The sequence below is a fragment of the Streptomyces sp. NPDC051822 genome, assembly GCF_044452745.1.
Classification (GTDB): Bacteria; Actinomycetota; Actinomycetes; order Streptomycetales; family Streptomycetaceae; genus Streptomyces.
The window spans coordinates 312332-334515 of the sequence record NZ_JBITBZ010000001.1; the positions used below are offsets into that span (position 1 = coordinate 312332).

General features: G+C 72.3%; 18 protein-coding genes. 4 read left to right on the top strand and 14 right to left on the bottom strand.

What is annotated here, in order from left to right:
• Positions 1-8: 8 nt before the first annotated feature.
• From pgeF to rsmH, 12 genes are all read right to left on the bottom strand, one after another.
• The gene (gene pgeF / locus ACIA8N_RS01425; RefSeq protein ID WP_365776959.1) at positions 9-737 is read right to left on the bottom strand and encodes a peptidoglycan editing factor PgeF; all 729 of its coding nucleotides are present in this window, start codon (positions 735-737) and stop codon (positions 9-11) included.
• Positions 734-1948 (bottom strand): cell division protein FtsZ, encoded by a 1215-nt coding sequence (ftsZ, locus tag ACIA8N_RS01430; protein ID WP_030547340.1) that lies wholly within the window; start codon positions 1946-1948, stop codon positions 734-736. The genes pgeF and ftsZ overlap by 4 nt, the downstream gene beginning before the upstream one ends.
• Positions 1949-2230: 282 nt before the next feature.
• Entirely contained in the window at positions 2231-3034 is an 804-nt protein-coding gene (locus ACIA8N_RS01435; RefSeq protein ID WP_365776961.1) for an FtsQ-type POTRA domain-containing protein, read from the bottom strand.
• 28 nt (positions 3035-3062) lie between these two features.
• Positions 3063-4157: an undecaprenyldiphospho-muramoylpentapeptide beta-N-acetylglucosaminyltransferase gene (gene murG / locus ACIA8N_RS01440; RefSeq protein WP_024757246.1), complete on the bottom strand. Its 1095-nt coding sequence runs from the start codon at positions 4155-4157 to the stop codon at positions 3063-3065.
• A gap of 6 nt (positions 4158-4163) precedes the next feature.
• Positions 4164-5504, bottom strand: a complete 1341-nt coding sequence (ftsW, locus tag ACIA8N_RS01445) for a putative lipid II flippase FtsW (protein ID WP_365776963.1) — start codon at positions 5502-5504, stop codon at positions 4164-4166.
• Positions 5505-5559: 55 nt separating this feature from the next.
• Complete coding sequence (gene murD, locus ACIA8N_RS01450; protein ID WP_365776965.1) at positions 5560-6999, bottom strand: UDP-N-acetylmuramoyl-L-alanine--D-glutamate ligase; 1440 nt, start codon at positions 6997-6999, stop codon at positions 5560-5562.
• Positions 6981-8051, bottom strand: coding sequence for a phospho-N-acetylmuramoyl-pentapeptide-transferase (gene mraY / locus ACIA8N_RS01455; protein ID WP_365776967.1), 1071 nt, complete (start codon positions 8049-8051; stop codon positions 6981-6983). The genes murD and mraY overlap by 19 nt, the downstream gene beginning before the upstream one ends.
• The gene (gene murF / locus ACIA8N_RS01460; RefSeq protein WP_365776969.1) at positions 8048-9472 is read right to left on the bottom strand and encodes a UDP-N-acetylmuramoyl-tripeptide--D-alanyl-D-alanine ligase; all 1425 of its coding nucleotides are present in this window, start codon (positions 9470-9472) and stop codon (positions 8048-8050) included. Before murF ends, mraY begins: the two co-directional genes overlap by 4 nt.
• Positions 9473-9476: 4 nt before the next feature.
• Complete coding sequence (locus ACIA8N_RS01465; protein WP_365776971.1) at positions 9477-11156, bottom strand: UDP-N-acetylmuramoyl-L-alanyl-D-glutamate--2,6-diaminopimelate ligase; 1680 nt, start codon at positions 11154-11156, stop codon at positions 9477-9479.
• 16 nt (positions 11157-11172) lie between these two features.
• Positions 11173-13155 (bottom strand): penicillin-binding transpeptidase domain-containing protein, encoded by a 1983-nt coding sequence (locus ACIA8N_RS01470; protein ID WP_365776973.1) that lies wholly within the window; start codon positions 13153-13155, stop codon positions 11173-11175.
• A 7-nt stretch (positions 13156-13162) separates the two neighbouring features.
• Positions 13163-13765, bottom strand: a complete 603-nt coding sequence (locus ACIA8N_RS01475) for a septum formation initiator family protein (RefSeq protein WP_365776975.1) — start codon at positions 13763-13765, stop codon at positions 13163-13165.
• Positions 13762-14718 (bottom strand): 16S rRNA (cytosine(1402)-N(4))-methyltransferase RsmH, encoded by a 957-nt coding sequence (gene rsmH, locus ACIA8N_RS01480; protein WP_365776977.1) that lies wholly within the window; start codon positions 14716-14718, stop codon positions 13762-13764. The genes ACIA8N_RS01475 and rsmH overlap by 4 nt, the downstream gene beginning before the upstream one ends.
• 326 nt (positions 14719-15044) lie before the next feature.
• Between rsmH and ACIA8N_RS01485 the strand changes: the two genes are divergently transcribed.
• From ACIA8N_RS01485 to ACIA8N_RS01500, 4 genes are all read left to right on the top strand, one after another.
• The gene (locus ACIA8N_RS01485; RefSeq protein ID WP_365776979.1) at positions 15045-15617 is read left to right on the top strand and encodes a carbonic anhydrase; all 573 of its coding nucleotides are present in this window, start codon (positions 15045-15047) and stop codon (positions 15615-15617) included.
• 144 nt (positions 15618-15761) lie between these two features.
• Positions 15762-16781 carry a MoxR family ATPase gene (locus tag ACIA8N_RS01490; protein WP_030211521.1) on the top strand — a complete coding sequence of 340 codons (1020 nt, stop codon included), beginning with the start codon at positions 15762-15764 and terminating at the stop codon, positions 16779-16781.
• A complete protein-coding gene (locus ACIA8N_RS01495; protein WP_365776983.1) occupies positions 16781-18133 on the top strand; it encodes a DUF58 domain-containing protein in 1353 nt (450 codons plus the stop codon). Before ACIA8N_RS01490 ends, ACIA8N_RS01495 begins: the two co-directional genes overlap by 1 nt.
• On the top strand, positions 18130-20559 hold the full coding sequence (locus ACIA8N_RS01500; RefSeq protein ID WP_365776985.1) for a DUF3488 and transglutaminase-like domain-containing protein: 2430 nt from the start codon (positions 18130-18132) through the stop codon (positions 20557-20559). Before ACIA8N_RS01495 ends, ACIA8N_RS01500 begins: the two co-directional genes overlap by 4 nt.
• Positions 20560-20708: 149 nt before the next feature.
• Here ACIA8N_RS01500 and ACIA8N_RS01505 read toward each other — a convergent pair whose 3' ends face one another.
• Both ACIA8N_RS01505 and ACIA8N_RS01510 read right to left on the bottom strand, forming a co-directional pair.
• Positions 20709-21116, bottom strand: a complete 408-nt coding sequence (locus ACIA8N_RS01505; protein ID WP_030547372.1) for a DUF3040 domain-containing protein — start codon at positions 21114-21116, stop codon at positions 20709-20711.
• A gap of 271 nt (positions 21117-21387) precedes the next feature.
• Entirely contained in the window at positions 21388-22176 is a 789-nt protein-coding gene (locus tag ACIA8N_RS01510) for a methyltransferase (protein WP_030211512.1), read from the bottom strand.
• Between the last annotated feature and the right edge of the window lie 8 nt (positions 22177-22184).

Sequence of the window (22184 nt, forward strand, 5' to 3'; positions counted from 1 at the left end):
GTCTCTTCTCAGTCCAACCAGACATATCCCGCGAGTCGCCCCGTGGTGCGATCGCGGCGGTACGAGTAGTGGTCACCGGATTCCCGGGTGCAGACCGTACTGGCCAGCAGGTCGGTGACGCCGAGCCGTTCGAGCTGGGCGTGCACTCCGGCGGTGACGTCGACGGCCGGGGTTCCCCAGCTCGTCTCGGCCCAGGCGGCCGGTTCGGTCTCGGCGACCTCGGCCCGCATGGCCTCCGGCACCTCGTAGCAGCGCCCGCAGACGGCGGGGCCGGTGCGGGCGACGACGCGGGCGGGATCGGCGCCGAGTTCGATCATGGCCGCGACCGCGGCCGGGACCACTCCCGCCACCATTCCGGGGCGTCCGGCGTGGGCGGCGGCGGCGACTCCGGCAACCGGGTCGGCGAGGAGGACGGGAACGCAGTCCGCGGTGAGGACGGCGAGGCCGAGACCCGGCCGGGTGGTGACGAGGGCATCGACCGAGGGGATCCCGGCGGCGCCCCACGGCCCGTCGACCTCGGCGACGTCGGCGCCGTGCACCTGGTTCATCCAGACCACCCGCGCCGGGTCGAGCCCGAGGGCGCCGGCCGCGAGCGCCCGGTTGGTCCGTACGGCTTCGGGGTCGTCGCCCACCGCGCCGCCGAGATTGAGCTCCTCGTACGGAACGGCGCTCACCCCGCCCCACCTGTCGGTGAAGGCGAAGTGCGCGCCGTTCGCGTCGAAGCGCTGTCCTATCACTTCAGGAAGTCCGGGACGTCCAGCTCTTCGGCCTGGCTGTCCGCGTACGGACGGGCCGGCGGGACGACCGGAGGGGCCGACGACAGCGGGGTCTCGTTGACAGCCGGGGCCGGCTCGGCCGGAGCCGGGGCCGGCTCCTCGCGCGGGGCGACGGTGCCGAGGCCGCCCAGCGGGCGGGAGTTCTCGACGTGGCGGGGCGCCGGGGCCGGCTCCTCGCGCTTGGCCGAGACCGAGCCGATGATGTTGTCCCGGCGGGCCGGCGGCTGGCCGCCGTCGAAGCCTGCCGCGATGACGGTGACCCGGACCTCGTCGCCGAGGGCGTCGTCGATGACGGCGCCGAAGATGATGTTGGCCTCGGGGTGGGCGGCCTCGCTGACCAGCTGCGCGGCCTCGTTGATCTCGAAGAGACCGAGGTCGCTGCCGCCGGAGATGGAGAGCAGCACGCCGCGGGCGCCGTCGATGGAGGCTTCCAGGAGCGGCGAGGAGATCGCCATCTCCGCCGCCGCCACCGCGCGGTCGTCGCCGCGTGCGGAGCCGATGCCCATGAGTGCCGAACCCGCCTCGGACATGACCGACTTGACGTCGGCGAAGTCGAGGTTGATCAGACCCGGGGTGGTGATCAGGTCGGTGATGCCCTGGACACCGCTCAGCAGCACCTGGTCGGCCGACTTGAAGGCGTCGAGCACGGAGACCTGACGGTCCGAGATCGACAGGAGCCGGTCGTTCGGGATGACGATGAGGGTGTCGACCTCTTCGCGGAGTTCGGCGATGCCGTCCTCCGCCTGGTTGGCACGACGGCGTCCCTCGAAGGTGAACGGCCGGGTGACCACACCGATCGTGAGGGCGCCGAGCGAGCGTGCGATGTTGGCGACGACGGGTGCGCCGCCGGTGCCGGTGCCGCCGCCTTCGCCGGCGGTGACGAAGACCATGTCGGCCCCCTTGAGGACCTCCTCGATCTCCTCACGGTGGTCCTCTGCCGCCTTGCGACCGACGGCCGGGTTGGCCCCGGCCCCCAGGCCGCGGGTGAGTTCACGGCCGACGTCGAGCTTGACGTCGGCGTCGCTCATCAACAGCGCTTGCGCGTCGGTGTTGATCGCGATGAACTCGACGCCCTTGAGACCGACCTCGATCATTCGGTTGATGGCATTGACACCACCGCCGCCGACACCGATGACCTTGATGACTGCGAGGTAGTTCTGCGGTGCTGCCACGTCGAAGGCCTCTCGCCTCGAGTTACGTGTCGTCGCCGCGCGGTGGTTGGGCGCGCTGCTGACGACGGATGCCGATTGGGACGGTCCGAAACGCCGACCCAAACCCTAACGTTGAAGTTTAGGGTTACCAGTGTCTCTGTTCGCTGGACTCTTCCGAACGAGACACTAAGTCGACAAGCGGCGCACGTTCAACGAACACGCCGAACCTCCCGTTTTTCTTTTCACCCTATGTGATCACCCGTAGCGCTGGCCAACCAGGGTGCTGGCCAGGGGCGATACCCGTCAACTTCCGGACGAGGCGGGCGCCGTGGGGGCACTTACATCGAAGTGCCCCGCTTTGGGAGTGGCCTTCAGGAGCGCGGTGAGCACCCGGGCCTTGACCGGACCGTGCTCGCCGCTCCCCCAGAAGACGCTGCGCCCCCTGGTCAGCTCCAGAGTGACGGAGTCGTACGAGGTGACGCGTACGACACGAGTGTCGCGGGCGATTTCCGCCGGGAGTTCACCCCGGACGCGGACCGCCTCCCTGAGCAGCCGGTCTCCGTCGAAGCGGCGCAGGCTCGGGGAGGAGGCGGCGTCGAGGACGAGCAGGGGAACGCCTCGGGGGGCGGTGTCGACCGTGGCGAACGGCGTACCGGTCGCGTCCACTTCGACGAACTTTCCGCCCTTTCTCATCAGTAGAACGGGCTTCCTTTCCGTCACTTTCAGCCCGATTCCGTGCGGCCAGGACCGCACGACGTCCACCGACTCGATGCGCGGCAGCCTCTGACGGAGCCGGGCCTCGATGGCCTCGGTGTCGATCGAGACGAGTGGGGCGCCGACCGGGACGGCGGCGACCTCCTCGACCTCACGCGGGGTCAGGACCGAGGTGCCGTAAGTCTTCACACGTTCCACACGGAACCAGGCCGAGCCGTAGAGCGCCCAGACCCCGCCGGCCGCGAGCGCGAGGACCGCGAGGGCGATCAGGAGCACCCGGGCGCCGGGTACCCGGAACTTTCGATTCCGGGCACCCGTGCGGGACGGACCGTCCGACGACCCCTTCGACGTGCTGGCGCCGCTCTTCTCGGCGGTCGTCGGTCCGGCTGCCACCTGGCGTCTCCTGCCCTCAGCCGCCGCGCTACGCCTGCCGGCGGGCGGCGATCGCCTCGTACACCATGCCGACGAGCAGGTCGTCGGCGTCCCGGCGGCCGAACTCGGCGGCGGCGCGGGACATCTCGTACAACCGGTGCGGATCGGCCAGTACGGGCAGGACGTTGCCCTGCACCCACTGCGGCGTCAGCTCCGCGTCGTCGACGAGGAGTCCGCCGCCGGCCTTGACCACCGGCTGGGCGTTGAGCCGCTGTTCGCCGTTGCCGATGGGCAGCGGGACGTACGCGGCCGGCAGCCCGACGGCGGAGAGCTCGGCGACGGTCATCGCGCCCGCGCGGCAGAGCATCATGTCGGCCGCGGCGTAAGCGAGATCCATCCGGTCCACGTACGGTACCGGCACGTAGGGCGGCATTCCGGGCATGTTGTCGACGCGCGGCATCTCGTTCTTCGGGCCGACCGCGTGCAGGATCTGGATGCCCGAGCGCTGGAGCACCGGGGCGATCTGCTGGACGACCTCGTTGAGCCGCCGGGCGCCCTGCGAGCCGCCCGAGACGAGCAGCGTCGGCAGGTTCGGGTCGAGCCCGAACGCGGCGCGCGCCTCGGGACGCACCCGCGCCCGGTCGAGGGTCGCGATGGTGTGCCGCAGCGGGATGCCGATGTAGCGCGCGTTGCGGAGCTTGCTGTCCGGGGTGGCGACGGCGACCCCGGCCGCGTACCGCGAGCCGATCTTGTTGGCGAGCCCGGGCCGGGCGTTGGCCTCGTGGACCACGATGGGCACACCGAGCCGCTTGGCCGCGAGATAGCCGGGCAGCGCCACGTAGCCGCCGAAGCCCACCACGCAGTCCGCCTTGGTGCGCTCCAGGATCTGCTCGGCGGCCTTGATCGTGCCGCGCAGCCGCCCGGGGACGGTGATCAGCTCGGGGGTGGGCTTGCGGGGCAGCGGTACGGCGGGGATCAGGGCCAGCTCATAGCCGCGCTCGGGCACGAGCCGGGTCTCCAGACCCTTCTCCGTGCCGAGCGCCGTGATCCCCACGCTGGGGTCCTGCCTGCGCAGGGCGTCCGCGAGGGCCAGCGCCGGCTCGATGTGGCCGGCGGTCCCCCCGCCGGCGAGTACGACATGCACCGAAATTCACCGCTCTCCGGACGGGCGCTTCTTGACGCGCCGTCGCATCGACTTCCATCTCACCCCGGCCCGCTTGCCCCAGCCGGGGCGGCGCATGGCCAGGGCCGCTTTCGCGGCGGGTTCCTGTCGCGCGAAGGCGATGAGGAGCCCGACGGCGAACATGGTCGGCAGCAGGGCCGACCCACCGTAGGAGAACAACGGGAGCGGGACCCCGGCGATCGGCAGCAGACCGAGCACCGCACCGATGTTGATCACGGCCTGAGCCGTGATCCAGGTGGTCACACCTCCCGCGGCGAACCTCACGAAGGGGTCCTCCGTGCCTCCGGCCACGCGGATACCCGCATAGCCTAGAGCCGCGAACAGGGCGAGTACCGACAGCGTCCCCGCGAGACCCAGTTCCTCACCGGTGACCGCGAAGATGAAGTCGGTGTGCGCCTCGGGCAGTTGGCCCCATTTCTCGACGCTCGCACCGAGACCGGAACCGAACCATCCACCCGACGCCAGAGCATAGATTCCGTGCGCGGCCTGCAGACAGGGGGCTCCCTCCCCGCCGGGGTCGGTCGCTCCGATGCAGTCGAAGCGCTTCATCCGGTTGTCACTCGTCTTGATCAGCAGGACGCCGATCGCGCCGGCGACCGTGAGCACCCCGACGAAGAGCCGTGTGGGTGCTCCGGCGGTCCACAGGAGCCCGAAGAGGATGGCGGCGAGGATGATCGAGGTGCCCATGTCGCCGCCGAGCATGATCAGCCCGAGCAGCATGAAGGCTCCCGGGACCAGGGGCACCAGCATGTGCTTCCACTGGGTCAGGAGCCGGGTGTCGTGCTTGCGGGCGAGCAGGTCGGCGCCCCACAGGATCAGCGCCAGCTTGCCGAACTCGCTGGGCTGGAGCTGGAAGGGCCCGCCGAGGGAGATCCAGTTCTGGTTGCCGTTGACCGCGTGCCCTATCCCGGGGATCTGCACGAGCACCATCAGGAAGACGGCGCCGACCAGGATCGGGTAGGCGAGGGCCCGGTGCAGCTTCACCGGCATCCGGGAGGCGACCAGGAGGAGTCCGGTGCCGAGCAGGGCGGCGAAGAACTGCTTCCGGAAGAAGTACGAGGGCACCAGGTCGTAGCGGAGCGCCGTGATCATCGAGGCGGAGTAGACCATCACGAGGCCGAGCGCGGTGATGAGCATCCCCGCGCCGATGATCACGTAGTAGGCCGTCAGCGGCCGGTCCCAGGCCTTCCGTGCCCGCTCGTGGAGCCGCCGCACCCCTCCGCCGCGTACCCGCCGCGGGGTCGCGGGGGCCCGCCCTCCGCCGCGTACGGCGGAAGGCCGGCGTGTCCCTGCGATCTTGCTCGGCATGGTCGCTGCCCCCTCCGGTCGTGCCCGGTCCTGCCGGACCTTCCCACTGGGCAGGTCAGGCGTCCCCGGTGGCGGCGAGGGCGCGGACCGCGTCCGCGAAGGCCTCGCCGCGCTTGTTGTAGTTGGTGAACATGTCCATCGAGGCGCAGGCCGGGGCGAGGAGCACCGTGTCCCCCGGGCGGGCCATCCGGGCCGCCTCGCGGACCGCCTCGGACATCGCCCCAGTGTCGGTCCGGTCGAGGTCCACCACCGGTACTTCCGGGGCGTGTCGCGCCAGGGCTTCGCGGATCAGGGCGCGGTCGGCGCCGATCAGGACGGCGCCGCGCAAGCGCTTCGCCGACTTCTCCACGAGCTCGTCGAAGGTCGCGCCCTTGGCGAGTCCGCCGGCGATCCAGACGATCGGGTCGTAGGCCGCCAACGAGGCTTCGGCGGCGTGGGTGTTGGTGGCCTTGGAGTCGTCGACGTACGTGACTCCCCGGACCTCCTCGACCAGCTCGATGCGGTGCGGGTCGGGCCGGAAGGCCCGCAGGCCGTCCCGTACGGCCTTCGCGTCGACGCCGAAGGCGCGGGCGAGGGCTGCGGCGGCGAGCGCGTTGGCGATGTTGTGCGGGGCCGGCGGCTGGACGTCGGCGACCTCGGCGAGCTCCTGGGCGTTCTTCTGCCGGTTCTCGACGAAGGCCCGGTCGACGAGGATGCCCTCGACGACGCCGAGCTGGGACGGGCCGGGGGTGCCGAGGGTGAAGCCGATCGCCCGGCAGCCCTCCACGACGTCGGCCTCCACGACCAGGTCCTCGGTCGCCTTGTCCGCGACGTTGTACACGCAGGCGATCCGGTTGCCCTCGTAGATCCGGCCCTTGTCGGCCGCGTACGCCTCCATGGAGCCGTGCCAGTCGAGGTGGTCGGGCGCCAGGTTGAGCACGGCGGCCGAGTGGGCGCGCACGGACGGCGCCCAGTGGAGCTGGTAGCTGGAGAGCTCGACGGCGAGCACGTCGTACCGCTCCTCGCCGAGGACGGCGTCGAGCAGCGAGACGCCGATGTTGCCGACGGCCGCGGTCCGCAGGCCTGCCGCCTCCAGGATCGAGGCGAGCATCCGTACGGTCGTGGTCTTGCCGTTGGTGCCGGTGACGGCGAGCCAGGGGGCCGCGTCGGGGCCCCTGAGCCGCCAGGCCAGTTCGACGTCGCCCCAGATCTCCACGCCCGCCTCGGCGGCGGCCGTGAAGAGCGGCTTGTCGGGCCGCCAGCCGGGGGTGGTGACGATCAGCTCGGTACCGGACGGCAGGGTCTCCCCGTCGCCGAGGCGGACGGTGATGCCCTCCGCCTCCAGTGCGGCGGCCTGCGCCCGGGAGCGCTCGTCGTCGCCGTCGTTGACCACGGTCACGACCGCGCCGAGTCCGTGCAGGACGCGGGCGGCCGGAATGCCGGACACCCCGAGCCCCGCGACGGTGACGTTCTTGCCGGTCCAGTCGAGCTGTTCTGTCACTTCTCCGATGCCCATCCCGCGTAGAAGAGGCCCAGGCCCACGATCACGCACATGCCCTGGATGATCCAGAACCGGACGACGACAAGGACCTCGGACCACCCCTTGAGTTCGAAGTGGTGCTGGAGGGGTGCCATCCGGAAGACGCGCTTGCCGGTCATCTTGAACGAGCCGACCTGGATGACCACGGACATCGTGATCAGCACGAACAGGCCGCCGAGCAGGGCAAGCAGGAGCTCCGTACGGGAGCAGATGGCGAGGCCGGCGAGGGCGCCGCCGAGGGCGAGCGAGCCGGTGTCACCCATGAAGATCTTGGCCGGTGAGGTGTTCCACCAGAGGAAGCCGAAGCAGGAGCCCATCAGCGCGGAGGCGACGACCGCGAGGTCGAGCGGGTCGCGGACCTCGAAGCAGGCGTTCGGGTTGGTCAGGGTCATGGCGTTCGCACAGGACTCCTGGAACTGCCAGAGCCCGATGAAGGTGTACGCGCCGAAGACCATCACCGACGCGCCGGTGGCCAGGCCGTCCAGACCGTCCGTCAGGTTCACGCCGTTGGACATGGCGAGAATCATGAAGAGCGCCCAGACCACGAACAGCACCGGGCCGATGGTCCAGCCGAAGTCCGTGATGAAGGAGAGCTTCTCGGAGGCGGGCGTGAGCCCGCGCAGGTCCGCGAACTGCAGCGACAGCACGGCGAAGGCGATGCCGACGATCAGCTGGCCGGCCATCTTCGCCTTGGCCCGCAGGCCCAGCGACCGCTGCTTGACGATCTTGATGTAGTCGTCGAGGAAGCCGACGAGGCCCATGCCGGCCATCAGGAACAGCACCAGGGCGCCCGAGTACGTCGGGTCCTCGCCGGTGATGACCTTGGCCAGGGCGTACGCGATGAGCGTGGCCAGGATGAAGGAGATGCCGCCCATGGTGGGCGTGCCCTTCTTCCCGGCGTGGCCGCGCGGGCCGTCGTCGCGGATGAACTGCCCGTATCCCTTGCGGGCGAGGAGCTTGATCAGCAGCGGCGTGCCGATCAGGGTCAGGAAGAGCCCGATGGCCCCCGCGAAGAGGATCTGCCTCATCGGCCGGTGACCTCGCCCTCGGTGTCGAGGAGAGCCAGGGCGACCTGTTCGAGACCGACCGACCTGGAAGCCTTCACAAGGACGACGTCCCCCGGGCGCAGCTCACTGCGCAACAGGTCGACAGCCGCCTGCGCGTCGGACACGTGCACCGACTCCTCACCCCACGAACCCTCGTTATATGCGCCCAGTTGCAGCCAGGACGCTTCCCTGTCCCCGACCGCGACGAGCTTGCTGACGTTGAGCCGGACGGCGAGCCGTCCGACCGCGTCGTGCTCGACGAGCGATGCGTCACCGAGCTCGGCCATCTTGCCGAGCACCGCCCACGTACGAGCCCCTCGGGCCTGTGCGGCCCTGCCCATGGCCGCGAGCGCGCGCAGGGCGGCTCGCATGGACTCGGGGTTCGCGTTGTAGGCGTCGTTGACGATCGTCACGCCGTCCGGACGCTCGGTGACCTCCATGCGCCAGCGCGAAAGGGTGCCGGCCTCGGAGAGCGCGGTGGCGATCTCCTCGACAGGCATGCCCAACTCGTGCGCGACGGCGGCCGCTGCGAGCGCGTTCGACACGTGGTGCTCACCGTACAGGCGCAAGGTCACGTCGCTGCACCCGGTGGGTGTGTGAAGCCGGAAAGAAGGCTGTCCGGTCTCGGTGAGGTGGACGTTCTCGGCCCGTACGGCCGCTTCGTCCGCTTCGCCGAAGAAGGTCACGCGGGCCTTGGTGCGGCTCGCCATCGCGCGGACGAGCGGGTCGTCGGCGTTGAGGACCGCCACACCGCCCTCCTCGGCCGACGGCAGCGACTCGACGAGTTCGCCCTTGGCCACGGCGATCTGCTCCCGGCCGCCGAACTCGCCGATGTGGGCGGTGCCCACGTTGAGGACGAGGCCGATGCGCGGCGGGGTGAGGCCGGTGAGGTAGCGGATGTGCCCGATCCCGCGGGCACCCATCTCCAGGACCAGGTGGCGGGTCTCGTCGCTCGCGCGGAGCGCGGTGAGCGGCAGGCCGATCTCGTTGTTGAGGGAGCCGGGCGTCCACACCGTGGGCGCGTGCCGGTCGAGGACCTGGGCGATCAGGTCCTTCGTGGAGGTCTTGCCCGCCGAGCCGGTGAGGGCGACGACGTCGGTGCCGAGGCGTTCGACGACCGTGCGGGCGAGGGCGCCGAGGGCGGTCTGGACGTCGTCCACGACGATCGCGGGGACGCCGACGGGGCGGGTCGCGAGCACGGCCGTCGCTCCCGCGGCGACCGCGCGTTCCGCGTAGTCGTGGCCGTCGACGCGCTCACCGGCGAAGGCCGCGAAGAGGCTGCCGGCCCGCACCTCGCGGGAGTCGATGACGACGGGCCCGGTGATCCGGACGGCCGGATCCGGTATGTCGTGCGCCTGCCCGCCGACGATTTCGGCGATCTCGGCGAGGGAGAGGGCGATCACTGCTTCATCCCTGACTGTTCTGGTGGCTGGCTTCGCCGGGGAGGTCCCGGGCGTTCTGTCGGAGGATCGCCGCGCGCAGGACCTCGCGGTCGTCGAAGGGGCGGACCACACCGCCGATGTCCTGGCCCTGTTCGTGGCCCTTGCCGGCGATGAGGACGGTGTCGCCGGGCCGCGCGCGGGCGACGGCCGCCGCGATGGCGGCGGCCCGGTCGGGTTCGACCAGGACGTCGCCGCGCTCCCCAGCGGGAACCTCCGCGGCGCCCGCGAGCATGGCGGTGAGGATCACGAGCGGGTCCTCGGAGCGGGGGTTGTCGGAGGTCAGCACGGCGGTGTCGGCGAGCCGTGCCGTGGCGGCGCCCATCGGGCCGCGCTTGGTGGTGTCGCGGTCGCCGCCGCAGCCGATGACCACGTGCAGCCTGCCCTCGGTGACCTCGCGCAGGGAGCGCAGGACCGACTCGACGGCGTCCGTCTTGTGCGCGTAGTCGACGACGGCGAGGTACGGCTGGCCGGCTTCGACCCGCTCCAGGCGCCCCGGTACGCCGGGGACGGCCGCGACGCCCTCGGCGGCGCTCTTGGGGTCGATGCCCGCGGCGGCGAGGGTGGCGATGGCGGCGAGGGTGTTGGCGACGTTGAACGGGCCGGGCAGCGGGGCGGTGGCGGCGATCCGCACGCCCTCGGGGCCGACGGCGGTGAACGTCGAGTCGTGGGAGCCGAGGACGAGGTCCTCGGCGCGCCAGTCGGCGTCGGCGCGGCCCTCGGCGGAGAAGGTGACGACCGGGACGGTCGCCTCCGTCACGAGCCTGCGGCCGTACGCGTCGTCGAGGTTGACCACACCGAGGCGGCTGCGCTCGGGCGTGAAGAGCCCGGCCTTCGCCCGGAAGTAGTCGTCCATGTCGGAGTGGAACTCCATGTGCTCCGGGCTGAGGTTGTTGAAGACGGCGACGTCGAAGACGCAGCCGTCGACCCGGCCGAGCACGAGCGCGTGGCTGGAGACCTCCATGGCGACCGCGTCGACCCCGCGCTCGCGCATGACGGCGAACAGCGCCTGGAGGTCCGTGGCCTCGGGGGTGGTCCGCTCCGACTTGATGCGCTCGTCGCCGATCCGCATCTCGACGGTGCCGACGAGGCCGGTGTGGTGGCCGGAGCCGCGCAGTCCGCCCTCGACGAGGTAGGCCGTGGTGGTCTTGCCGGAGGTGCCGGTGATGCCGATCTGGAGGAGGTCGGCGCCGGGCCGCCCGTAGATCTCGGCGGCGAGTTCGCCCATCCGGCCGCGCGGGTTCTCGACGACCAGGACCGGCAGGCCGGTCGCGGCGGCGCGCTCGGCGCCCGCCGGGTCGGTGAGGATCGCGGCGGCGCCGAGTCCGGCTGCCTGGGCGGTGAAGTCGGCGCCGTGCGTGTGGGCGCCGGGCAGGGCCGCGTACAGGTCGCCGGGGCGCACGGCCCGCGAGTCGTGGGTGATGCCCGAGATCTCGGCGGTCTGGGGGACGTCGACCCCCAGCTGCGCGGCCAGGTCGCCCAGGGGTGTCGGGCGGGCCTGCTCCGGCCGGGGCGGGGCGGTTCGGTACTGATCAGCGTGTGGCACGGCGGTGAGCGTACCGGGCGCACCCTGTGGGGGGCCAAAAGCGCCCGGGGCCTCGCCGGAGTTCGATTTCCGGTTCCCGGAATGGGGGGTGATCGTTGTCACTGGTGCTCCCGGAGTGTCACGGGGTGGGTTCGGAGAAGACCGGCAGGCGGGCGGGTGCGCTGCCCGTGGGGGCGACGTGGAGGGTCTTGAGGGCGAACTCCATGACCTTCTTGTAGATGGGTCCGCAGATCTGGCCGCCGAAGTAGCTGCCCTTGGTGGGGTTCTGGATGGCGCAGTAGACGGTGACCCGTGGTTCGTCGGCGGGGGCGAACCCGGCGAAGGAGGCGGTGTAGCCCTTGTAGCGGCCGAGTTCGGGGTCGACGCGGTTGGCGGTACCGGTCTTGCCGGCGACGCGGTAGCCGGGGATGGCCGCCCTGGTGCCGGTGCCCTCCCGGTCGTCGACGACGGACTCCAGCATCCTGGCGAGGGTGTCGGCGGTCTTCTCGCTGACGACGCGGGTCTCCTTGGGCGTGGGGGCGGGTGCGAAGCGCCCGTCGGGCCCCTTGGTGCCGCGGACCAGGGTCGGTTCGACGCGTACGCCTCCGTTGGCGATGGTCGAGTACACGGAGGCGGCCTGCAGGGCGTTGACGGAGAGGCCCTGGCCGAAGGGGATCGTGTACTGCTGCGAGGTCGACCAGTCCTGGGGCTTGGCGAGGATGCCGGAGGTCTCGCCGGGGTAGTCCAGGCCGCTGGGGCTGCCGATGCCGAACTTGCGCAGATAGCCGTGGAGGACCCGGTTGGACTCGGCCTGGGTGGCGCCGAGCCGGCCGGTGGCGAGGATGGTGCCGATGTTGCTGGACTTGGCGAGGACGCCGTTGAGGGTCAGGTACCAGGTCTTGTGGTCGACGTCGTCCTTGAAGAGCCGGTCGCCGCGGTGGAGCCGGTTGGGGACGGTGACATGGGTGTCGGGGGTCGCCTTGCCCTCCTCCAGGACGGCGGCCATGGACATGACCTTGCTGGTGGAGCCGGGCTCGTAGGCGTCCTGGAGGGCCGCGTTGCCCATGGAGGCGGCGTTGGCGGCGGAGAGGTCGTTGGGGTCGAAGCCGGGGGCGTTGGCCATGGCGAGGACCTCGCCGGTCCTGGTGTCCTGCACGATGACGTAGCCCCGGTCGGCCTTGGACTTCCTCACCTGTTCGGTGATGGCCTGCTGGGCGGCCCACTGGATGTCCCGGTCGATGGTGAGCTCGATGTCGGAGCCGGGGACGGCGGGGGTGCCCTGGGAGCCCGCGGTGGGCACCTGGCGGCCGCCGGACTGGGTGAAGCGGATCTTGCCGTCCTTGCCCGCGAGTTCCGGGTCGAGCATGGACTCCACGCCACCGGCGCCCTTGCCCTCGGCGTTGACGTAGCCCAGTATCCCGGCGGCCAGTTCGCCGTTCGGGTAGACGCGCTTGGTGCTGGGCTCGCTGAGGATGCCGCCGAGGAGGTTGACGCCGTTGCCCCCGGCGGAGCGCTGCGCCTTCTGCCCGTAGACCCGCCTGAGGTCCTTGATCTGGTTCCAGACCTGCGGGGTCTGCTTGCGGGCGAGCAGGGTGTAACGGGACTTGGGGGTACGGAGCTTCTTCGCGAGCTCCGCGGGCTCCTTGCCGAGGAGCGGGGCGAGGAGGGCGGCGGCCTGTTCGGGCGCGTCGGGGACCTTGGCCTCCTCGGGGGTGAAGAGCTTGGGGTCGGCGGTGATGTCGTACGCGTCGACGCTGGCGGCGAGCGCGATGCCGTTGCGGTCGGTGATCTCGCCGCGCTCGGCGGAGAGCGTGTACTCCTGGAAGCGGTACTTGTCGGCCTTGGCCGCGTACGCGCTGGCGTCGACGGCCTGCACCTGGAGCAGCCGCACCACGAAGGCCAGCATGACGAGGGTCAGTCCGAGGGAGATCAGGCGCAGCCGGGGCCTGGGGCTGCCGAGCCGGATGGTGCGGGGCTGCCGGGCGGGCGGCCGGGGGGCGGTCCGCTTCGCGGCCGGGCGCGGTGCCGGACGGGACGGGCGGGCTCCGGCGGAGGCGGGCCGGGGGCGTGCGGGCCTGGCGGGGCCGGGGACGCGACGGCGCGGGGGCTCCTTGGGGGGCACTGCTCGGTCACCTGCCGGAGGTCGGTGGGGTGGGGGTCTCTGCGGGCGCGGTCGCGGGACCTGTCCGTGTCGGGTCCGGGCCGGTGGGAGCCCCGCCGGCGGGAAGGGCGTCGGCCGCGTCCGTGCCGGGGTCCGCCGGCGGCTTCGGGGAGGCCGCCGAGGAGGCCGCCCGGGAGCCCGTCGGGGCCGGCGGCGGGCTCTTCGGCGTCGCCGTGGCGCTCGGGGTCGGGCTCGGCTTCGGAGCGGTCGCGACCGAGGGCTCGCCGAGCACCTTGCCGTCGGGGCCGAGGAACGCGGGGCTGCCGCCGGGGACCATGCCGAGCTCGCGGGCCCGCCGCTCCAGGGCGTCGGGGGCCGCGTAGTCGTCGACGTCCCGCTGGAGCGCCTGCTCCTCGTCGGTGAGCTCGGTGGTCTTGTTCTTGAGCTCGTTGAGCTGGAAGGAGCCTTGGTTGAGGGCCGAGTTCAGCAGCAGCAGGGTGATCAGGCCGCCGCCGAGCAGCACCACGACGAGCAGGACGAAGGGGGTGCGGGCGGCCGAGCTGGGCCCCGACGGCATGAGCCGTCCGAGCCGCGCGGCCCGCCCTTTGAGCGGCCCCTTCGCCGTGCTCACAGGACGTCTTCCCGGATCCGCTCGGCGCCCCTGAGCCGGGCCGGGGCGGCGCGCCGGTTCTCGGCGACCTCTTCCTCGGTGGGCAGCTCCGCGCCCCGGGTGAGCAGTTTCAGGCGGGGCTGGTACTTCTCCGGGACGACCGGCAGGCCGGGCGGGGCGGTGTTGGCCGCGCCGGCCGCGAAGACCTGCTTGACCAGCCGGTCCTCCAGGGAGTGGTACGAGAGGACGGCGATCCGGCCGCCGACGCCGAGGGCCTTCACGGCCGCCGGGATCGCCCGCTCCAGGACGCTCAGCTCGCCGTTGACCTCGATGCGCAGGGCCTGGAAGGTGCGCTTGGCCGGGTTGCCGCCGGTGCGCTTGGCGGCCTGCGGCAAGGAGTCGCGGATGAGCTCGACGAGCCGGGCGCTGTTGCTGAACGGCTCCTTCTCGCGCTCGCGCACGATCGCGGAGACGATCCGCTTGGCCTGCTTCTCCTCGCCGTACGCGCGGAGGATGCGGACCAGCTCGCCCGGCGGGTAGGTGTTGAGGACCTCGGCGGCGCTGATGCCGGTCGTCTGGTCCATGCGCATGTCGAGCGGGGCGTCCTGGGCGTAGGCGAAGCCGCGGTCGGCCTCGTCCAGCTGCATGGAGGAGACGCCGAGGTCGAAGAGGACGCCGTCGACCGTGGGGACGCCGAGCCGGTCGAGGACCTCGGGCAGCTCGTCGTACACGGCGTGGACGAGGGTGGCGCGCTCTCCGTACGGGGCGAGCCGTTCGCCGGAGAGCCGCAGGGCCTCCTTGTCGCGGTCGAGGGCGACGAGCCGCGCCTCGGGGAACCGCTTCAGGAGTGCCTCACTGTGTCCGCCGAGGCCCAGGGTGCAGTCGACGACGACCGCGCCGGGGCGCTCCAGGGCGGGGGCCAACATGTCCAGGCACCGCTGGAGCATGACCGGGACGTGTCGGTCGTTGCTCAATGCGCCCTCTCAGATCCGGCGCGGAGGTACGGGCGAGCGGGAGGAGGCCGAGCCGTAGGTACCGCCGCACACACGGGGGAGAAACCGCGGAAATCGCTCGTTGTCTCCGTGAACTTCGCGTCACTTTAGTCCACGGGACCCGCCGGTCAATCAACCGGCTGGCGCGTCGCACGGCGCCGGGGACCCGCCCCGACATTCCGGACGGCGCACCCGTTCGGGGTCCGGGCGGCCGACGGCTGTGGGTTAGCTCACAACAAGCCTCAATGGCGTTCTTTGTCCCCTCTCACAGCGGGCCTGGAAGGCCTGTGACCATTAACGTCGGATTCATGTCGACCTCTACGCACTCCTCTGCCGACGCCGTGCGCACCAGCAGCACGGTCACCGACCGTCTCGTCGAGGCGAACGCACGCTACGCCGCCGACTTCACCGACCCCGGCATGGACGCGCGGCCCGTCCTGGGTGTCGCCGTCGTCGCCTGCATGGACGCGCGCCTCGACCTCCACGCGGCCCTCGGCCTCGAACTCGGCGACTGCCACACCATCCGCAACGCGGGCGGCGTGGTCACCGACGACGTGATCAGGTCGCTCACCATCAGCCAGCGGGCCCTCGGCACCCGCAGCGTGGTGCTGATCCACCACACGGGCTGCGGCCTGGAGTCCCTCACCGAGGAGTTCCGGCACGAGCTGGAGATGGAGGTCGGCCAGCGGCCGGCCTGGGCGGTCGAGTCCTTCCGTGACGTGGACCAGGACGTCCGGCAGTCGATGCAGCGGGTGCGGACCTCCCCCTTCCTGCTGCACTCGGACGACGTCCGGGGCTTCGTCTTCGACGTGAGGACGGGCCAGCTGCGCGAGATCGACCCGGCGACCGACTCGGCGGACGGTCCCGCCGACCAGGCGTAACCACCCAAAGCCCGGCATTTCCCTCGCACTTGTCCACAGGCGAGTGACACGACCCGGCGAAGCGAACAAGAATGCTCGGGTGACACCCCCCGAAAATTCCACCGGGGGCAGGTGTCCGTGTTCCGGAAGGCCGAGGAGGGCCGGGTGACGACCTATGACGATCGAGCGAGCCTCACTGATCTGACCACCACTGTGGAGCGTGTCCGCAGGTCGGTGGAGAGCGTGATCGAGGGCAAGCCCGAGGTCGTTCGGCTTTCGCTGACCGTGCTGCTCGCCGAGGGGCACCTCCTCATCGAGGATGTCCCCGGCGTCGGCAAGACCATGCTCGCCAAGACCCTGGCGCGGTCCATCGACTGCTCGGTGCGCCGCATCCAGTTCACCCCCGACCTGCTGCCCTCGGACGTCACCGGCGTGTCGATCTTCGACCAGCAGCGGCGGGACTTCGAGTTCAAGCCGGGCGCGATCTTCGCGCAGATCGTTATCGGCGACGAGATCAACCGCGCCTCGCCGAAGACCCAGTCCGCCCTCCTGGAGTCCATGGAGGAGCACCAGGTCACCGTCGACGGCCAGACCTACGAGCTGCCCAGCCCGTTCATGGTGGTCGCCACGCAGAACCCGGTCGAGATGGAGGGCACCTACCCGCTGCCCGAGGCCCAGCGCGACCGCTTCATGGCCCGGGTCTCCATCGGCTACCCGAGCGCCGAGGCCGAGTTCCAGATGCTCGACGTGCACGGCTCCGTCTCCCCGCTCGACGACCTCCAGCCGGTCGCCCACGCCCACGACATCCTGAAGCTGATCGAGGCGGTGCGCGCCGTCCACGTCGCCGACGCCGTACGGCGGTACGCGGTGGACCTGGTCTCCGCCACCCGCACCCACCCCGACCTGCGGCTCGGCGCCTCCCCGCGGGCCACGCTGCACCTGCTGCGGGCCGCCAAGGCCTCCGCCGCGCTCAGCGGCCGTGAGTACGTGCTGCCCGACGACCTCCAGGCCCTCGCCGCGCCGGTCCTCGCCCACCGGCTGCTGCCGACGGCGCAGGCCCAGCTGAACCGCCGTACCGCCGAGCAGGTCGTCCAGGACATCCTGCAGCGCACCCCCGTCCCGGCCGCGGCCCCGCCCGCCGCCGGACCGCTCTACGGCCAGCAGCCCGGCGCCCGGCGGCTGTGATGAGTGCCGCTGCCGTTCCGGACGGGCAGCGGGGCGACGACGACGACCGGGGCGGTCTGCGGGCCGCCTTCGGCGGTCTCACCACCCGTGGCCGTTCCTTCCTCGCCGCGGGCGTGGCCGCCGCCGTCTGCGCGTACGTCCTCGGCCAGGCCGACCTGCTGCGGGTCGGGCTGCTGCTCGCCACGCTGCCGCTGATCTGCGTCCTCGTGCTGCACCGCACCCGCTACCGGGTCGCGGCCTCCCGCCGGCTCACCCCCCAGCGGGTGGAGGCGGGCACCGAGGCCCGGGTCCAGCTCCGGATGGAGAACGTCTCCAAGCTGCCCACCGGGCTGCTCATGCTCCAGGACCACGTGCCGTACATGCTCGGGCCCAGGCCCCGCTTCGTCCTCGACCGGGTCGAGGCGGGCGGGCGGCGCGAGGTCTCCTACCGGGTCCGCTCCGACCTGCGCGGACGCTTCCCGCTCGGCCCGCTCCAGCTGCGGCTCAACGACCCCTTCGGGATGTGCGAGCTGACCCGCTCCTTCAGCGCGTACGACACCCTCACCGTCGTACCCAGGACCGAGGTCCTGCCGCCGGTGAAGCTCTTCGGCGAGGCCTCGGGGTACGGCGACGGGCAGCAGCGCTCGCTCGCCCTCGCCGGCGACGACGACATCATCCCGCGCGCCTACCGCCACGGCGACGACCTGCGCCGGGTGCACTGGCGCTCCACCGCCCGCTACGGCGAACTGATGGTCCGCCGCGAGGAGCAGCCGCAGCGGGCCCGCTGCACCGTCCTCCTCGACACCCGCCGGGTCGCCTACCAGGGCTCGGGCCCGGACTCCGCGTTCGAGTGGGCGGTCTCCGGCGCCGCCTCCGCCCTGGTCCACATGCTGGAGCGCGGCTACGCCGTCCGGCTGGTCACCGACACCGGCAGCGCGGTGCCCGGCGAGGGCGCCGAGGGCTTCGCCGGCTCGGCACAGGACTCGGCCGAGTCGGCCGGTCTGATGATGGACACCCTCGCGGTCGTCGACCACTCCGAGGGCGGCGGTCTCTCCCGCGCCTCCGACGTGCTGCGCGGCGGCGACGAGGGGCTGCTCGTCGCCTTCGTCGGCGACCTCGACGAGGAGCAGGCGGCCCTCACCGCCCGGATGCGCGGCCGCGCCGGCGCGGCCGTCGCCTTCGTCCTGGACTCCGGGACCTGGGTGACCGGCGGCACGGCCGCCGGCGCCGTCGAGAACCGGGTGCAGCAGCTGCGCGAGGCGGGCTGGACGGCGCTGGCCGTACCGCCGGGCGCGCGGCTCGCCGACCTGTGGCAGCAGGCTGCCGGAGTCCGCGCGGAGTCCGCGGCCGACACCTACGGAGGATGGTCATGAGCGGGCGCGCACGGCTGACCCTGGCCGCCTGGGGCGCCACCCTGATGGCGGCCGGAGCGATGCTCCCCCTGGTGAAGCCGGCGAACTGGATCTTCACGGCGGCCTTCGTCCTCGCCCTGGTGAGCGGAGTGGGGACGCTGGCCAGGCGGGCGCCGCTCGCCCGGCCGGTGACACTGCTCGCCCAGATCGCCGTCACGCTGGTCGCGCTGACCGCGATCTTCGCCCGGGAGCAGGCGATCCTCTGGTTCCTCCCCGGGCCGCAGGCCATCGGCCACGCCGTCGACCTGTTCCGGGCGGGCGCCGCGGACGTCGGCACGTACGCGGTCCCCGCGCCGGACACCGAGGGCATCCGGCTCATGCTGGTCGGCGGCGTGGTCGCGATCGGCCTCCTGGTGGACACCCTCGCGGTCACCTTCCGCAAGGCGGCCCCGGCCGGTCTTCCGCTGCTCGCCCTGTACTCGGTGGCGGCCGGACTCTCCGGCGGCGGCGCGGGCTGGCTCTGGTTCCTCCTCGCCGCCTCCGGCTATCTGCTGCTGCTCCTCGCGGAGAGCCGCGACCGGCTCTCCCAGTGGGGGCGGGTCTTCGGCGGCGCCCAGCGCCCCGGCCGCGGCGGCTCGGCCACCGGGAGCGGCGGCAACGCCTTCGCCCCGGCCCGCACGGGCCGCCGGATCGGCGCCGTGGCCATGGGCGTCGCCCTGGTGGTGCCGCTCGCGCTGCCCGGCTTCACCGGCGGGCTGTTCGGCGGCGCCGGTGACGGCGAGGGCACGGGGGGCGCGGGCAAGGGCGGCACGATCTCGGCCGTGAACCCGCTGGTCTCCCTCCAGGAGAACCTGCGCCAGCCGGAGGACCGCGAGGTCCTGCGCTACCGGACCAATGCCCGCGACACCTCCGGCATGTATCTGCGGCTCGTGTCGCTCGACCAGTTCGACGGCACCTCGTGGAAGTCCTCGGTCCGCCCGATCGAGGACGTGCCCAAGCAGCTGCCCTGGCCCGAGGGGCTCTCGCAGGACGTCGCGGTCACCGAGGTGACCAGCAACTTCGTCGCCTCCGAGAACTACGAGCAGAAGTGGCTGCCGATGCCGTACCCGGCCGGCCGCGTCGACATCGGCGGGCGCTGGCGGTACGAACCGGCCGGCCGGATGCTCGTCGGCGACGACAAGCAGACCACCCGCGGCGCCCGCTACCAGGTCGCCAGCCTGGACGTACGGCCCACGGCGAAGGAGCTGGCCGCGGCCGGCCCCGCCCCGGAGAAGCTGCGCCGCGATTACACCAAGGTCCCCGCCTCGCTCCCGGCCGATGTGAGGGCCACCGCGCTGCGGATCACCCAGGGCGCGTCGAGCGACTACGAGCAGGCGGTGAAGCTCCAGGACTGGTTCGCCCGGGACGGCGGCTTCCGCTACGACGTCGACGTGGTGTCCGGCACCGGAGTGCAGGCGATCTCCCGCTTCCTGAAGGACAAGGAGGGCTTCTGCGTCCACTTCTCCTTCACCATGGCGGCGATGGCCCGCACCCTCGGCATCCCGGCCCGGGTCGCCGTGGGCTTCATGCCGGGTACGGCGCAGTCCGACGGCTCCCTCTCGGTCGGCATCCGGGACGCGCACGCCTGGCCCGAGCTGTACTTCGAGGGTGCCGGGTGGACGCGGTTCGAGCCGACTCCTTCGCGTGGCTCCACCCCCGAGTACACCCGGGCGGACACGCCCTCGGGTGCGGCCACCGGTCCCGCGCAGCCCCAGCAGAGCGCGTCGGCGCTGCCCTCCGCCGCGCCGAGCGCCTCGGAGAGCTGCACCCCGCAGATGCGGAGGCTCGGTGACTGCGGTCCGGACGCGGCGGTGGGCGGTGCGTCGTCGGACGGCTCCGGCACGAACCCCCTGACGGTGGTCCTGGTGACCCTCGCGGCCCTGCTCGTGCTCTCTCTCCCCCTCCTCCCGCTGCTCTGGCGGACGCGGGTGCGGGCCCGGCGGCTCGGCTCGGACGGGTCTCGCGGCCCCGAGGAGACGGCGGCGCGGACACTCGCCGCCTGGCAGGAGATCAACGACACGGCCTGGGACTACGGGGTCGAGCCGGACGAGTCGCGGACCCCGCGGATGACGGCGGCCCGGATCGTCCGCCTGGGGGAGCTGCCGGACGAGGCCGCGGGCGCGGTGCACCGGGTGGCGCGGGCGGTCGAGGAGGTGCTGTACGCGCCTCACCCGCGTCCGGCCGCGGGCCTGGCGGACGACGCCGCCCGCATCAGGGCGGGCTTCCACGCGATCTCCGACCGCCGCACCCGGCTGCGCGCGACGCTGGCCCCGCGCTCGGCGGCCCGTCTGCGCTGGGCGGCGTCGGCCCGCCGGTCGGAGGTGTCGACGGCCTGGTCGGTACGCCGCCATGGCCTGTCGACCCGGGCGGCGGCCCTGTTCCGCCGCCCCACCCACAACCCGAACTGACCCCTCCGTGGATGCCGGGGCTCCCGGCATCCACGGAGGGCAGGGCGCGGCCCGTGGGTGGGGATACGACCGAGCCCCGCCGGTCGCGCGAGTGGCGCGGCCTGCGGGGCTCGGTCATGTGCGGGTGCGGGGCTACCGCTCGGGGCCCGTCAGTGGCCGCCGCCCTGCTGCTCGTCGCGGCGGCGCTGCCACCGCTCTTCCATTCGGTTCATCATGGAGCGTCGCTGCTGCCGGGTCTGACGGCCACCTGCCGCCGTCCCACCCCCGGCCTGCTGCTCACCCGGTTTCGGCGCCTTGCGCCACCCGGTGACGGCCAGGACCGCGCAGCCCAGCATGACGAGGAACCCCACCACGCTGATCCAGATCTGCTGTGCGACCATTCCGGCCATGAGGAGCGCGATACCCACCAGGAAGCCGGCGACTGCCTGGTAGACCCGTCGCCGGGTGTACGTACGCAGTCCGCTTCCCTCGAGCGCTGTCGCGAACTTGGGATCTTCGGCGTACAGCGCTCGCTCCATCTGCTCGAGCATTCGCTGCTCGTGCTCCGAGAGCGGCACGGAGTCCTCCTAGTCGTCGGTCGCGGGGGCGACCGGTTTGCGGCCCTTTCAGGATAGGCAGGGATTCGCCCCCGTGAAACCCGCCCTCAATGCCGATTAGCCAATCCGGGCCGCCATGCGGATCGGTTGCTGAGGCGTTGATTCCCCAGCCCCTCCTCCGTCATGCCGGATGCTGTCCCCCGATCATACGGGGCGAAGCCCGATACGGGGCGGGCTGTGGCGTACTCCATCGAGCGCCGCGGCCCGCACCGCCGAACGGGTGGGGTCCAGCTCAGGCCCGCTTCTCACCCAGGACGTGCAGCTGCGTGGCGATCGCGTGGAAGGCGGGCAGCTCGGCCGCCGCCGCCTCCAGCTTGAGCAGGGCCTCCGCCGCACCGGGCTCAGTGTCGACGAGGACGCCGGGGACGAGGTCGGCGAAGACCCGGACGCCGTGTACGGCGCCGATGTCGATTCCGGCCGCTTCGGCCAGTTCACCGAGCTGCTCGGCGGTGAAGCGCCGGGGTACCGGGTCGCCCGCGCCCCAGCGGCCCGCCGGGTCGGAGAGCGCGTGCCGGGCCTCGGTGAAGTGCCCGGCGAGCGCGCGGGCGAGGACGGCGCCGCCGAGTCCGGCGGCGAGCAGGCTGAGGCTCCCGCCGGGCCGCAGCGCGGCGACCGCGTTGCGTACGCCCTCGGCGGGGTCGTCGACGTACTCCAGGACCCCGTGGCAGAGCACGGCGTCGTATCCCTCTCGGCCGGCGACGTCGAAGAGGCCGCTGATGTCGCCCTGGACACCGGTCACCAGGTCGGCGACGCCGGCCTCGGCGGCCCGGCGCTCCAGCGCGAAGAGCGCGTTGGGGCTGGGGTCGACGACGGTGACCCGGTGGCCGAGGCGGGCGACCGGAACCGCGAAGTTCCCGGAGCCGCCGCCCGTGTCGAGGACGTCGAGGCTGTCCTTCCCGGTGGCCTCGATCCGGCGGTCGAGGGCGTCTTTGAGGACGTCCCAGACGACGGCGGTACGAAGGGAGGCGCGCGACGGACGTGACGTCGCCTCTCGACCGAAGACAGAGGAAGGGTCCGGCACGGCTGTTG